The 13,902-nt window shown below is 66.0% G+C and carries 11 protein-coding genes; 7 read left to right on the forward strand and 4 right to left on the reverse strand.

What is annotated here, in order from left to right; translation table 11 throughout:
- Positions 1-43: 43 nt before the first annotated feature.
- Genes KF724_03795 through gcvH form a run of 3 tightly spaced genes read right to left on the reverse strand, consistent with a single transcriptional unit; the run spans position 44 to position 3,768 of the window.
- A complete protein-coding gene (locus KF724_03795; protein MBX3354804.1) occupies positions 44-2,629 on the reverse strand; it encodes an ABC transporter permease in 2,586 nt (861 codons plus the stop codon).
- Complete coding sequence (locus tag KF724_03800; GenBank protein ID MBX3354805.1) at positions 2,577-3,386, reverse strand: ABC transporter ATP-binding protein; 810 nt, start codon at positions 3,384-3,386, stop codon at positions 2,577-2,579. Before KF724_03800 ends, KF724_03795 begins: the two co-directional genes overlap by 53 nt.
- Positions 3,376-3,768 carry a glycine cleavage system protein GcvH gene (gene gcvH, locus KF724_03805; protein MBX3354806.1) on the reverse strand — a complete coding sequence of 131 codons (393 nt, stop codon included), beginning with the start codon at positions 3,766-3,768 and terminating at the stop codon, positions 3,376-3,378. Before gcvH ends, KF724_03800 begins: the two co-directional genes overlap by 11 nt.
- A gap of 176 nt (positions 3,769-3,944) precedes the next feature.
- Here gcvH and KF724_03810 point away from each other — a divergent pair, with 176 nt between their 5' ends.
- The 6 genes from KF724_03810 to KF724_03835 all read left to right on the forward strand — a co-directional run bounded on the left by KF724_03810 (position 3,945) and on the right by KF724_03835 (position 10,267).
- Positions 3,945-4,697, forward strand: a complete 753-nt coding sequence (locus KF724_03810) for a TIM barrel protein (GenBank protein MBX3354807.1) — start codon at positions 3,945-3,947, stop codon at positions 4,695-4,697.
- On the forward strand, positions 4,694-5,440 hold the full coding sequence (cmk, locus tag KF724_03815) for a (d)CMP kinase (protein MBX3354808.1): 747 nt from the start codon (positions 4,694-4,696) through the stop codon (positions 5,438-5,440). The genes KF724_03810 and cmk overlap by 4 nt, the downstream gene beginning before the upstream one ends.
- A complete protein-coding gene (locus KF724_03820; protein MBX3354809.1) occupies positions 5,437-6,162 on the forward strand; it encodes a 1-acyl-sn-glycerol-3-phosphate acyltransferase in 726 nt (241 codons plus the stop codon). The genes cmk and KF724_03820 overlap by 4 nt, the downstream gene beginning before the upstream one ends.
- A gap of 13 nt (positions 6,163-6,175) precedes the next feature.
- A complete protein-coding gene (locus KF724_03825) occupies positions 6,176-7,456 on the forward strand; it encodes a CCA tRNA nucleotidyltransferase (protein MBX3354810.1) in 1,281 nt (426 codons plus the stop codon).
- A 103-nt stretch (positions 7,457-7,559) separates the two neighbouring features.
- A complete protein-coding gene (locus KF724_03830; protein MBX3354811.1) occupies positions 7,560-8,789 on the forward strand; it encodes a hypothetical protein in 1,230 nt (409 codons plus the stop codon).
- A gap of 50 nt (positions 8,790-8,839) precedes the next feature.
- Complete coding sequence (locus tag KF724_03835) at positions 8,840-10,267, forward strand: hypothetical protein (GenBank protein MBX3354812.1); 1,428 nt, start codon at positions 8,840-8,842, stop codon at positions 10,265-10,267.
- 132 nt (positions 10,268-10,399) lie between these two features.
- Here KF724_03835 and KF724_03840 read toward each other — a convergent pair whose 3' ends face one another.
- Positions 10,400-11,512, reverse strand: coding sequence for an ABC transporter permease (locus KF724_03840; protein MBX3354813.1), 1,113 nt, complete (start codon positions 11,510-11,512; stop codon positions 10,400-10,402).
- Between the two features lie 155 nt (positions 11,513-11,667).
- On the opposite strand from KF724_03840, the gene KF724_03845 reads away from it, so the two are divergent.
- On the forward strand, positions 11,668-13,896 hold the full coding sequence (locus KF724_03845; protein ID MBX3354814.1) for a hypothetical protein: 2,229 nt from the start codon (positions 11,668-11,670) through the stop codon (positions 13,894-13,896).
- Positions 13,897-13,902: the final 6 nt, after the last annotated feature.

Raw genomic sequence — 13,902 nt, forward strand, 5'->3', positions numbered from 1 at the left:
TCCATCGATCGCCGAAGCCAAGGCGGGCAACAGAGCTGGGCGATCACGCGGTCGAGAGCAACTCTCGAGGGGTCTGGCGCGACGCCCCTCGAAGCGGAAGGAGCGCCGCCGCGCCGATCACGATGAGCAGGGCCACAGCGCCGATCGCGCCCTGGAGCCATGGGATCACGAATTCGATGTTGAGCCCCGCCATGTCGCGATAGAGGAGTGTGCCGAGCCAGGTGAGGTGAAGACCCAGCAGGGTGCCCGAGACGATCGCCGTGATGCCGACGAGCATGACTTCGCCCAGCACCAGTCGCGCGATCACGCCCCGCGATCCGCCGATCGCGCGGAGCACGCCGAACTCGCGCCGTCGCGCCGAGATTCCCGCGGCCACCACATTCGCCATGCCGAAGGTCGCCAGCAGCAGCGCCGCGAAGGCCACGCCCGAACTCACCGCGAGCGCCGTCCGTCCGATCTGCGTGACCGCATGCTTGATCATGCGACCGCTCGAGAAGACCGCCCCCGGCACCCGCTCGGAGACCTCCTCGGCAATGCGCGCCTCGGTCTCTACGCTGGCATCGGGCCCGAGGTCCATCTGCATGATGAAGGCGTCACGCGAATCGAACCAGCGCGCGACCGCGTCGAAGTCCATGAAGACGCAGCTCACGGCCTGCTCCATGTAGACGCTGCGAATGCCGAAGAACTGGGTGACGACATCAAGTCCCGCACTGGAGACGACCCCGACGATCTCGAAGTCATGCTGCCGTCGAGGTCCGCCGAGCGTGATCGTGTCGCCGACGCGGTAGCCGCGCGCATTCAGGAACTCGCTCGCCACGAGCACGGCATTCCCCTCACGGAGTTTCGGCAGGGCGGTGGCCGGCTCGCCCTCGATCCACTCGATGCGATTGAGCTCGAAGAACGACTCGGGCTCGAAACCGATGCAGGTGACATTCTGAGGTCCGAGTCCGGGCGCACCAAAGACCTGTTCTCCAATCACGCGCACCGGCAGGTAGCCGATCGGCACCGCAGTGCGCACACCGGGAATGGCCCGCAGCTCATCCTGGGCGGCGGGCGAAAGCCCAGTCGTCTTGAAGACAAAGGCATCGGCGAAGCGCACCCGTTCAACCACTTCGCGCATCAGGCCGAGTCCATTCCCCCAGACGCTGACGAGAATCGCCATGCCGACCATCAGCGCACCAGCCGTCAATCCGAGGCGGATCGGCGAGGTTTCGACCGCGCCTCGCAGAGCACCAAGCGGAAGGCGCAGCGCGCGATCAAGGAGCGGCGCCACAGACCGCGCCACGCCGCGCAGGACCAGCACGCTCAAGAGCAGCCAGGCGATGAAGAGGGCCGGCTGACCGAGCAGCACATACATCCAGAAGCGCGCGTCGCGATCGGGAATGAGCAGCAGCAGCGACTGGAGCCCGATGAGCCCGACACCGATCAGGGCGAGGCGCACGACAATGCCCGCGGCTGGCGGCTTCGCCTGAATGCGAAGGGCCTCAAGGGGCGTGACGCGCGATGCGCTCGCCGCGGCAAATGAAGCGCCGAGCACTCCCGAGACCACGGCGCCCGCGACTGCGACCAGGATTCCCGTGACTGAAAGGACCAGTCCGACCGGCAGGAGATGGCGATACCAGAAGGCGCCAGCGGCGGTGACCGCAATCCCGAGGGGAAGGCCCGCGCAGACGCCCGCAACGCCGAGCAATCCCCCGGCGGAGAGTTGCGAGGCGACGAGATGCCAGCGACCCGCGCCGAGCGCCCTCAGCATCGCCAGTTCGCGCACCTGCTCGGCAAGTGCCGTGGTCAGGCCCGTGCCGACGATGAACGCGCAGCCAAGAAACCCCACCACGCAGGCGAGTGTGAAACCGAGTGCGGAACCTGCCGCCTGGCGATCAAGCCCCGCCTTGACCCTCTCCGCGGGCTCGAGCACCAGCGGCTCGCGGACCGCGTCGGAGTGAGTCTCGCACCATGCCTCCACATCGATGCCGTCGCGAAGAATGATCGCCACCACCGAGACCTCGTCGCCCCGGTCGCTGGCCTCGGCGAGCGTGGAGCGATCGACATGCACCATCGGCCGTTGAAGCGCGCCGAGGGCCGGCCGATCGAAGATGCCGACCACTTCGAGTTCGATGGGATCTCCGAGGCGCTGCACCTCGAGGCGATCGCCGATGGTCGCCTTCAGCAGGCGCTGTGTTGTCGGATCGATCACGATCTCCGCACCGTTTCGAGGGGCCCGTCCCTCAAGGAGCGGCAGCGGCGTGAGCCGCGGATCGCCGTCAAGATCGATGCCGCGCGCCTGCACCGTGGCGCGAATCACGCGACCGTCATCACCCCGGCGCCCGTCGGCATGCACGAGGGTGAGCGATCCGATCAGTCTTGCTCCAGCCGCTTCGACTCCCGGAAGGGCTCGAATGGTGTCGACCACCTCAGCCTCGAAGGTCTGGGAGAACTGGTGCACCACGCGGGCATGCACGGAACCGATGAGCCGGTCGATGCGGGCATCGATGTTCTGCTGCGCCGTAGCGATGCCGCACGCCATGGCCACGATCAGCGCCGTGGCGAAGGCGATGGCCGAAGCAAGCAGCGCCGACCTACCTCGACGCGCCAGCAAGCTCCGCAGCGCGAACTGCAAGGTCGCCCGCATGCATGCCCTCCGTGTCGAATCGTCCCGCGACCTGCCCATCTCTCAGCACCGTCACACCGGAACAGCGCACGGCGGCTGTCGGTTCATGGGTCACCATGAGCACCATCATGCGGCGCGTGGCGGCGAGCGCTTCAAGCGCTTCCCACACGCGCTCGCTCGATGCCGAGTCGAGATTGCCGGTCGGCTCATCGGCAAAGAGGACCGGTGGCGCGAAGTAGAGCGATCGCGCAATCGCCACACGCTGCTGCTCGCCTCCGGAGAGCGCATCAGGTCGATGATCGAGACGACCTCCAAGGCCGAGATCACGGAGCAGCTCTGCCGCTCGTTCGTGGCAAGCGCGTCGGGGGAGCCCGTCGAGCACGCCCGGCAACGCGACATTTTCAAGGGCCGAGAGTGTTGGCAGCAGGTTGAAACTCTGGAAGACCACCCCGATCCGGCGCCGCCGATAGAGGGTGAGATCCCGTTCGTCCATTCGATCGACGCGCTCGCCATTCACCTCGATCTCACCGCCGTCGGCGCGATCGAGCCCGGCGAGCAGGTGCAGCAGAGTGCTCTTGCCGCTGCCCGACGCCCCCATCACCGCGTGAAAGCGAGCTTCTCTCAACTCGAAGTCGATTCCCCGAAGCGCTTCAACCACGCGCTCTCCCGAGCGATAGCGCCGGGTGAGACCCCGGGTGACGATGGATGGTCCCGCCAGCGGCGCGGCTGGCGCCTGGACGGGGGGCGTCGACCGGATCTCGGTCGCGTCACCCCCCATTCTTCGAGTCGTAGGCCGCCGCGTCGTGCAACTTGGCCATGTGCTGGGCCACGGCGGCGGGGTCGGTCACCGTGAGCTTGACGATCCAGCCGCGGCCATAGGGATCACTGTTCAGAATCGAGGGATCGTCACGCAGCGCCTGGTTGATCTCGGCGACGGTGCCGGGGATCGCGCTGTAGATCTCGCTCGCGGTCTTCACCGACTCGACTTCGCCGACGGAGCCCCCGGCGGCGATGGCGCTTCCGACCGGCTTCATGTCGGCGAAGGTGATGTCCGTGAGCTGGTCGACGGCGTGGCGGGTGATGCCCACGGTGACCGTCGTGCCCTCGGAATGGAACCACTCGTGGGTGTCGCTGTAGCGTCGATCGGCGGGGCTGGCCATGGGATTCTTCCGCTGGGGTCTCTTCGTCGCATCGCGCCGCGCGATGCAGGGGGGCAGACTATACCGCAGGCCGCGCGGGGCGGGCCGTTCCCGTAAACTCGCCCGCTCGACGGGTTCACCTCGCCGTGCAAACGCAGATCCTTCTCACTCTCGCGGCTGGAAGTTTGCGATCGCTCGTGACGCGGTCGCGTTCGCCGCTTGCGCTCAGCGACCTGCCGGGGTACACCGCCAGGGAACTCGGACTCCGAGGACTGGCTCTGCCGACTGACTTGCTCGCGGGAGTTCGCCTCTCCCAGCTTGATGCACTTCGGGATGCCGGCGACAAGGACCAATGTCCCTGCCTCCTGCTCGTTGAGTCTCAACCACTCGACTTCCGGGCACCGGCGGATCGGGCGGCCTCGATCGAGCGCATGCGGAAGTTGGCTGCGGCTGCCGCGCGCCTCGGATGCAGCGCGATCGGCATCAAGCCCGCGGCCGTCACCGACGATCACGCCTTCAATCAGACCGCGCAGGGCATCAAGGAGGCGCTCTCCGCGCTTGATCGCATGGAGGTGAATGTCCTTCTTCAACCGGCACCCGGGCTGATCGATCCGCCGGCGGGCCTGACGGAACTCATCAAGAAGGTCGGTGGCTTCCGCATCGGAAGCCTGCCGAGTTTCGAGCACGCTCACGCCTCCGGTGAGACAGAACAGACGCTGCGTCGCCTGGCGCCCTACGCCACCAGCGCGATCCTCGCCACGGTGCGCGGCTTCGGCAAGGGCGATCGCCATGAGCCGTGGGATCTCGTGCGTTGCGTCGAAGCGGTGCGGAGCGTCGGCTATGTGAACACGCTCTGCATCGACTTTGTCGGCAAGGGCGATCCGACCAAGGCCATCGAGCAGGCGCGCGACCAGATGTCGGAGGCCATTCTCGCCGAGGAGCCCGCGTGACCAACGCCACGGGTCAGCGTGACGCGGAGCATGGCGTCATCGTGACCATCGATGGTCCGGCGGGGACGGGCAAGAGTTCCGTCGCACGGAGCCTCGCCCGACGACTCGGCCTTGAGTTTCTCGACACGGGGGCGATGTATCGCGCGGCTGCGCTTGCGGCCATCGAGGGGGGCCTCCAACCCTCCGACGGCGCGGCGCTCGCGGCGTCGCTTCGCTCGCAGGGGCTCGCCTTCGACTGGATGAGCGACCCCCCGGCGCTCCACCTCGGGCAGCGCAATGTCATGGCCAGAATCCGGGATCAGGATGTGAACGCGGTCGTGAGTGAAGTGGCGGCGCAGCCCGAGGTGCGCAAGGTCATGGTGGTGTTGCAGCAGCAGATCGCCCGCGCGCACCCGCGGCTCGTGACCGAGGGGCGGGACCAGGGTTCTGCGGTCTTTCCGGAAGCGGCCGTGCGCTTCTATCTCGACGCCGACCCCGCCGTTCGAGCGCGGCGCCGCTGCGAGCAATTGCAGCGCGAGGGTCGCCGCACCGACCCCGAAGAAGTGCGTCGCTCGATGCTCGTTCGCGATCGCATCGATTCGACCCGCGCCGACGCTCCGTTGCGCGTGCCCGAGGGGGCGGTGGTGATCGACACGAGCGCGCTCTCGGAGCGCGAAGTCGTCGATCGTCTCGAGCAGGAAGTGAGGCGGCGGATTCCCCGTGATCGCCTCGATGCCGCCGCCGCGGGGGGCTGCTGCCGGTGAGCACCGTGGTGGTGGCGCGGCGCCGTCGATTGGATCACACCCGGCGGTGCCCCGGACGCTCGCGTCTTCAGGTGCTCTGGTTCGATGTCTGCGAATCGCTCTGCCGCCTGACGCTGAAACTCTGCTACCGCTTCCGAATCACCGGGGAGTCGCTCGTTCCTGCGTCCGGGCCGTGCATCTTCGTCAGTAATCACCAGTCGCTGCTCGACCCCGTCCTGAACGGCTGCGCGGTGGTCGACCGTCAACTCACCGCCATGGCGCGCGAGAGTCTCTTTCGCTGGAAGCCTTTTGCGTGGCTGATGCGCTCCTATGGCGCGATCGCGCTCAAGGAAGAGGGCGGCGACACGGCGGCCTTCAAGGCGGCCCTCGCAGAACTTCGCGAGGGGCGGTGCATTCTCATCTACCCCGAGGGATCGCGCACCCCGGATGGACGGGTGCACGACTTCATGCCGGGCGTGGCCCTGCTGATTCGCCGCGCGCAAGTTCCAGTCGTGCCCATGGGAATCGAGGGGGCATTCGATGTCTGGCGGCGAGGAGAGAAGTGGCCGAAGCTCTTCGGACGCATCGAGGTGGAAGTCGGGCAGCCGATTCCTGCCGAGCAGTTGCCGCGCGAACCGGGAGCGCTTCTCTCGCTCTTGCGGGAGCAGGTGAGCGAACTTGTCAGGCGTCGAGGAGAGGCCATGCGGCGCACGGGCTGGCGGCCCCGGCGCGCCTTGCCGTAGGTAGAGTGCAGGGGTGCCTCCTTCAGGCCGAACCTCGGCAGCCCCGAAGTCACCTCGCGAAGCCGCGGCGCGGGTCGCCGCCGTTCTCACGGCCGAGGGTTTTGTCGCGTTTTTCGCCGGGGGCTGTGTGCGAGATCGCCTTCTCGGGCTCGAGCCAGCGGATTACGACATCGCCACCGATGCGAGGCCCGAGGAGATCGCCCGTCACTTCCCCGGAGCCCGCGGAGTTGGCGCGAGTTTCGGAGTGATGCTCGTGCGCAGCATGGGGCACACCATCGAGGTGGCCACCTTTCGGCGGGATGGCGACTATCTCGACGGCCGTCGGCCCGCGCGCGTCGAGTTCGGGACCGCGGAGCAGGATGCGAGGCGGCGCGACTTCACCATCAACGGCCTCTTCGAGGTGCCCTCCGATGGGCGTGTGATCGACTTCGTCGGGGGCGTCGAGGATCTGCGCGCTCGTCGCCTTCGCGCGATCGGTCGCGCCGAAGATCGACTCGGAGAAGATCGACTGCGCATGCTCCGCGCTGCGCGCTTCGCCGCACGATTCGACCTCGAGGTCGACTCCGAGGTCGAGACGGCCATCAGGCTCCACGCCAATGACCTGCTTGGCGTGAGTCGGGAGCGAGTTGGCACCGAAGTTCGACGCATCCTGCTGCATCCGTCACGAGGTCGCGGCGTGGCGCTGATCGAGGCGCTCGGGCTCGGGCCTTCGGTGCTCCGAGAATCGCCTCTTCCGCTGACGGACCAGAGGATCGCCAGACTCCCCCCGATGTGCGATCTTGCCGCGGGGCTCGCGGCGTGGATGCTCGATCGCTCGGGCGCATCAACCGGTTGTGGTCCCGATCGACAGGCGCAGTGGGGTGCGGCACTGGTCCTCTCCAATGCCGAAGCCGAGGCGCTCTCGGTGACCCTGGAGCTCGCCTCGTTCATTCGATCCGGATGGGAAGACGCGGACCTCGCCCCCCGCAAGCGGGCGGCGGCCCGAAGCGCATTCCATTCGGCCCTCGATCTCATTGGGGCTGAAGACCCCGTCCGGGCGGAGTTGGTGGCGACCGAGGTCGAGCGCCTTGCGGCGGAGGGGCTTGCCCCCGCGCCCTTGGTCACGGGTGATGACCTCATCGCGCTTGGATGGGCACCGGGACCGGCATTCAAGAGAGTCCTCAGCGATCTCTATGACCGTCAGCTTCGAGGCGAGTTCTCCTCCCGGAGCGCGGCGATCGCGGCCGCGCGTGAGGTTCATTCGGCCGATCGTTCCGCGGACCCATCGCCCGAGGATGGGACAGGCACCACATGATCGGCGGAAAATTGCCACGCTCGACCCCTCCAAGAGCGAGGAGTCAAGCAGCCAACCGGAATCCGGGGGGTATACTCGTACAATCACCCCGCTGGAGGACTACATGTCGAATCACTCTTGGCTCCCCGCTCGTCTGGTTGGTGCGCTTGCACTCACCGGTCTGCTCACCACCTCGTTCGGCTTCCAGTCGGGTGGCGTGGTCCAGCGACGCGGTCCTTCGCCCTACCAGATGGATCAGAAGGATCCGGCCCATCACCCGAAGGTCTATCGCATTCCTCTGCGAGGGCAGATGGGCACGGACATCAACTCTGCCGCGTACCGGAATGTCATCGCCGATGTGAAGACGAAGCAGCCCGACCTGATCGTGTTCGTGCTCAATGCTGCGGATATCGATTCGAATGAGCACCTCCCGAACATCGATCCGGAGGAGTTCGCGAAGTTCGATGCCGATGACATGCGCAACCTGATCAATGCGTTCAAGACTGAGATCGGCGATATCCCCGCCGTCGTGTGGGTGCAGGATTCCGTCGGGTTCGCATCGCTGCTTGCGTTCGCCTGGCCGGATCTCTATATGGCGCCCAACGCGCGTCTGTATGGACTCAACAATGTCTTCAACATGTCCACATGGACGCCCGACTTCGAGTGGCACCGCAAGCTCTATGCCGCATGGGAGTCGATCGCCGTGGGGTTCTTCGAGGCGGGTGGCTATCCCAAGGCGCTCGCTCGAGGCATGATCGAAGCGAAGCACAAGCTGAGCGTGTCATGGCGCGGGCGTGAACTCATCTGGCAGGAAGACGACCAGGGCACCTATGTGGTCGATGACTCCACGCGGTCCGTCGCTGGGTTCAACGCGAAGATCGCCGAGGACCTGATGCTCAGCAAGGGCACGGTGGAGGACCTCGATGATCTTCTCTTCGCGCTGGGCTATCGCGAGTGGGATCGCTCGCTGGTCGATGGCAACCAGGATGGAGCGAGGCTGACGGACGACTACATCAAGCGATGGCGAGCCGCGTACGAGCGCTCGCTCACCTCGTGGGACACCTATGTCCGAGAGATGGGATGGGCCAGCGGTGATGACGCGTTGGTTCACCTCGGCAAGGCTCGGCGGGCGCTCGAGGAGATCAAGGAGGCCATGGAGCGCTTCCCTGCCGTCGAACTCCGCTGGATGGCTCGCCGGCAACCGCCCCGGGCTCGCTTGAAGGACATCGAGGATCTCCTCGAAGAGGTGCGGGGCCAGATCCGCCAGATCGAGGAACGACGCCGCGGAAATCGGGGAACCGGTGGCGGCGGTGGTGGTCTTGGTGGGGGTCGCGGTCGCGGCCTTGGTCGATGACCTGCACGCCGCAACGGAACGCATCAACCTGACGCTGATTTGGAGCGAACATGACCTCACGAAGCAGAGTGATTCGAAGCCTTGTCCTTGCTGCCTCGCTGGCCCTCATTCCAGCCGTCGGGGGGGCGTGGGCTCTCCAGCAGCGTGAAGCAGCGGAGATTCGTTTCACCGGCGGAGTCTGGCGAGGCGCGATTGGCGACCGAATCGAGGTCACCTTCCGTGATCGCGGACGGGACGAGACCGTGACGGGCGTCCTGAGCAAGCTCGAGCGGTTCGCGATGACCCTTGAGGTCGATGCCGATGGACGCACCGGGCGTCGCGTCATCATCCTCGGCGATGTGCGCTCCGTGAAGCTTGTTGAAGAAGGAAGTGGAACAGCGACGCCGGCGGGTTCCGGTGGCGGCTCCCAGGACGATGCTCCAGAAGCCCCAGCGACGCCGACGACTCCGGGGACGCCTGCGCCCCGAGCGTCGTCACGCCTCTCGGCGATGGAAGTTGCGGACAACGCGGGGCCGATCACCGGACCCCGTGCCGATGGGAAGAAGACGGTCTTCGTGCTGCCGCTGCCCGGCATGGTCGGCACCGGTCTCCGTCACGATGAGATGGAGAAGCTTGAGAAGGAAATGGACAAGCTTGGGCCCGGTCAGATCATGGTCATGCGGATCAACTCCGGCGGCGGCCTCGTGCTTGAAGGTGATCGCATTCATGTCAGCCTCCAGCGCATCAAGCGCAAGCATCGTCTGGTGGCGTGGATTGAGGAGGCGATCTCCGGTGCCGCATTTACAGCGCTCCATGCGGACGAGATCTACTTCATGGATGTCGGCTCGCTCGGCGCCATCACCATGGGTGGCGGCGGCATCTCCATCAAGGGGCAGCAGCTTGATGCGTGGCTGAACAAGATTTATGAGGTCTGCGAGATCGGCGGCCGTCCGGGATTCCTCTGCCGCTGCATGGTGCATTCGTCGTTCGAGGCGAGTTACGATGTGGATGATGAGACCGGTCTCGTGACCTGGCATCAGGACACCACCGGCCAGTTCGTTGTCTCGCGATCGGGAGACAACCTCTCCTTCAATGCAACCGACGCGGTTCGAAGCGGATTTGCCCAGGGCCGTGCGAACACCGAGGCCGAGCTCTTCGAGGCCATGCAACTCGCTCCGGACACCTATGTGGTCAGCCATGTCGGCAAGCGCATTGCCGAGGACTGGCGGCGCACCCAGGAAGATTGCAAGCGCGAGTACCAGCAGTTGCTGCGCGACTATCAGATTCGCGCCTCGGGCCGCGATCCCGAAGCGACCCTGGGAATCCGCATCAACGCCATCCGCCGGCTGATCGGCTGGTGGGATCGAGCCGAGCCCATCATGATGTATGAGCTCAATGCGCCGCCCAAGCGGGTGCTCGAAGAGATGCTCATGCAGCTTCAGAAGGAGCTCTCCGATCTCCAGCGTCAGCGGGCCCAGGAGCGCCGCAACCGCGGCTGAGTCACGATCGCGGATCGGGTCGATGCGAGGGCCGAAGGCGTCAAGCGATCGTTGGATGGCATGATGCTGCGGTCCCGATGCTCGCTCGCGCGAATGAGGGCGCGCACTGCGCACCTCCGGCTCATCCTGACTTCAACCCACTTCGCGCCGCTGGAACAGGATGGCCCCGAGACCGAGCGCGGCCACCGTCATGACCGCGCCATAGGCAAGCACCATGGCACCGTAGGCCTGAGTTTCGCCGTCGAGGTCCCCGAACATCACGATCGTCTTCTTCTGGTTCACGGCATCAACCAACCAGAAGAGCTGGAAGTTTGGAATGACCGCCTGAGCTGCCTTGCAGAAGGCCCAGGTGAGGTGATTGGCGTCCCACCATGATCCCGGGTCCGCGGCGATGATCTTCTCGATCGCCGCGATCCGACGCGCGAAGATCCAGTCGCTGAGCAGGCCGAGGACAAAGACGCCGATGGTCGCGATCAGCGTCAGGACAAGGCTCAGCCGCGTGGAAAGCGAGACAGCGATGGCGGTGAGCACCGTCAGGCCAACCCCCGCGAAGAAAATCGCCTTCCACAGTTCGAGGTTCAGGTTCCGCCAGATGAATGAGGCGAGATCATCGGGCGTGTAACCGGGAATCGTCGATGGCGGGGGATTCACCGGCAGCATCGAGAAGTCGTGATTGAACGGCAGCGTGGCGAGGAAGGCCGCAAAGAGCAGCGGGGTGCCCGTCAGGACAAAGGTCGCCCCGAAACTCCACCCGTAGAAGAAGTTCGCAAAGAGGGCGAACCCCCCTGCAAGCAGGCAGGCGCTGATTCCGAAGAGCAGCACCGGTGCCTGGTAGGGCGTGGCGACGGTGGGCATGACGCCATGCCTGATCACCAGCATGAAGACGCAGGCGAGAAAGGCATAGGAGGCAAGAATGGCCACCAGCACACCGAGGAACTTGCCGGCCAGCAGGACCGGTCGCTCGACCGGTTTGCTCACCACGGTGAGCACCGTTCGATTCTCGATCTCCCGAGTCATCACGCCCGTGGCCAGCAATGCGGCGAGCAGCAGGCCACCGATGAAGATGGTGCTCATCCCCACTTCGATGAGCATCCGCTGGTCATCCTCCATCGTGAAGGTCGTCAGCGGATTGGCCAGGATGAGAACAATGACCCCGGCAACGGCCACGATGGCCACGACCGGCTGACGAATGCTCTCCAGGAGAGTGACCCGCGCGATGGCGAGAAGCTGCTCGATGATTCCCATGTCCGCGTCCAGGCGCCCGCGGGAGATGTCAAGGCGGGCTTGTCAGGAAGAGTAGCGAACCTCCTTGAACCGGGCCCGCTCGCTCGTCGTAGAATCCGCACGACGGCTGGGACCATCTCTCGCTACCATCCCGGTCTCATTTCAGGGTTCGCGCCATGCGGATCGATCATCTCGCCTATCAGCAGGCGACCCGGGTCGCCGGATTCGGCCTGCTCCTCCAACTCGCGATCGGCCTGCTCCTCCTCATTCTTGGACAGGTCCTTGGGGACACTGCGCTCGTCGGAGCGAGTTGGTATGTCCTGCCGGGCATCGCAGTCTGGGTCACGCTGATTGTTGTCTTCAACCAGCACCGCCTGGAGCGACTCGAGGCGCTCGAGCGGCTGGAGATTGAGGCGGCGCGGCGCGAAGGACGCGGTGTCTTCGACCAGGAGAGTGTTGTCTCCGACGCAGCCGCTCGGCGTCTTGGATTGGTGCACAAGTTCATGGTGCCGGGGGTGACCCTTCTGGTCGCCGGCCTCTGGCTCGGCCTCGGCATCTATGCACTGAACCTTTATGCGGAGCTCGATCGCCCAGGTTCCGAGGCGGACGCCTTCCGGGTTGGCAGCCACCAGGGGTGGCAACTCGCCATCGCCGTGGGATTGGCCCTTGTCTCCTTCATCTTCTCGCGCTTCGTCGCGGGGATGGCGAAGCAGACGGCGTGGCAGAACCTCCGCGGCGGGGCGGGCGTCATGGTGGGCACGGCGCTCGTGCTCCTTGCGCTTGCGGTCGGCATCGTCTTCCATGTCTTCCAGCAGCCCCGTGCTGCCGAGGTGGTGGCGCGGTGCATCGCGTGGTTCATGGTGCTGGTGGCGGCGGAAGCGCTCCTGAACTTCATCCTGAACCTCTATCGCCCGCGGCGGCCGGGTGAGTACCCGCGTCCGGCGTTCGACTCTCGAGTGCTGGGTCTGCTGGCGGCGCCGGACAACATCGTCCGCAGCATCAACGAAGCCATCAACTACCAGTTCGGCTTCGACATCACGAGTTCATGGGGCTACCAGCTCATGCTGCGGAGTTTCGCGGCGCTGCTGGCCCTGGGCACCGTGGTGCTTGTGCTCCTGTCGATGGTCGTCGTGGTCGGGCCTGGTCAGCAGGCGGTGCGGTTGCGGGGTGGTCGCATCGTGGGCGAAGTGCAGCAGGCGACGGTCCTCATCAAGTGGCCGTGGCCCCTCGAAACGGCGCATGTCGTCGATGTCTCCCAGCTTCGCACGCTCGAACTTGGCCCGAAGCCGAAGCCGATTGATGGTCGCGCGGTGAATCTCTGGGCGGCCGATGCATCTCCGGACCCCTCGCGGCAGGCCTTCCTCGTCGCAGCGCCGTCGCTCGCCGCGGAGCGCCAGCGCGACCTCGGCCCCGGCAGCGAAGCGGCGGCGGCACTCGGCGGGGCGGCCGCACTTCCCCAGGTGCCGCCCAGTCCGATGACGGCCGCCACCCCGGTCCGAGGCGCCGGTCGGCCCGGCCAGGCCAGCGCCTCGCCCGAGGAGCAGGCGCTCGAGGATGCCGCGCGCGGATTCGCCCTGGTCGACGCCGATGTGATGATGTCCTATCGCATCAAGTCCGATGGCCTGCTCGATTGGCTCAACTTCGCCAACGATGTGCGCGTGCGCCGCTCCGAACTCGACATGCGCGAGCGTGCGCTGCGTGCAATCGCAATGCGGGAGTTGAGCCAGTTCCTCTCGACGCAGCCTCTCGACGAGGTCCTCAGTCCGCGCGGGGAGTCGCTGGGCACGGCCCTCCAGGCTCGCATCCAGTCCGCCTTTGATCGTGAGCGGGCGGGTGTGGAAGTTGTGGCCGTCATCACGACCATGCTCAAGCCGCCCGGTGAAGCGGGCGAGATGTTCGAGTCGATCTCGGTCGAGACGCAGAACGCGCGGAAGACGCTCGAAGAGGCGCGGCAGGTGGTCGACAACACCATGGCCACGCTCATCGGTGACGCGTCACAGGCCACCATGATCGTGAACGAGATTCTCGCGTGGCAGGCCCTTCGCAATGAGAAGGGTCACGACGACCCCGCGGTCATTGAAGGCCGAGCTCGCTTGGAACGCCTGCTCACCGCGAACCCCGCACAGGCGGCGCGGGAGCTCGCCTTCTCGGCCTCGCGGCGCTGGAGCAGCCAGATCGCCGTGCGCCGCTCCGCGATGGAAGTGCTCGGCCAGGTTGAGTCGTATCTCGCTGCGCCGGAGCTGTATCGCCAGCGCAAGACGATGGAAGTGATCGGCCAGGTGCTCGCGGGCGTCCGGACGAAGTTCGTCTTCGGCGTCGACCCCGAGCGCGTGCAGCTCGACCTCAGCATGCAGACCCCCGACTCGGCACTCAATCTCCGCGACTACCTGGAGCGGAAGGACTGATCTCTC

It is taken from the genome of Phycisphaeraceae bacterium (genome assembly GCA_019636735.1).
In the GTDB taxonomy this organism is placed as follows: domain Bacteria; phylum Planctomycetota; class Phycisphaerae; order Phycisphaerales; family SM1A02; genus VGXK01.

Bases quoted from the DNA above. Each gene is read 5' to 3' on its own strand.
- KF724_03800 (MBX3354805.1), bottom strand. From the start codon at position 3,386: ATGGGGGGTGACGCGACCGAGATCCGGTCGACGCCCCCCGTCCAGGCG.
- gcvH (MBX3354806.1), bottom strand. From the start codon at position 3,768: ATGGCCAGCCCCGCCGATCGACGCTACAGCGACACCCACGAGTGGTTC.
- KF724_03840 (MBX3354813.1), bottom strand. From the start codon at position 11,512: ATGGGAATCATCGAGCAGCTTCTCGCCATCGCGCGGGTCACTCTCCTG.
- KF724_03845 (MBX3354814.1), top strand. From the start codon at position 11,668: ATGCGGATCGATCATCTCGCCTATCAGCAGGCGACCCGGGTCGCCGGA.
- KF724_03795 (MBX3354804.1), bottom strand. From the start codon at position 2,629: ATGCGGGCGACCTTGCAGTTCGCGCTGCGGAGCTTGCTGGCGCGTCGA.
- KF724_03835 (MBX3354812.1), top strand. From the start codon at position 8,840: ATGACCTCACGAAGCAGAGTGATTCGAAGCCTTGTCCTTGCTGCCTCG.
- KF724_03830 (MBX3354811.1), top strand. From the start codon at position 7,560: ATGTCGAATCACTCTTGGCTCCCCGCTCGTCTGGTTGGTGCGCTTGCA.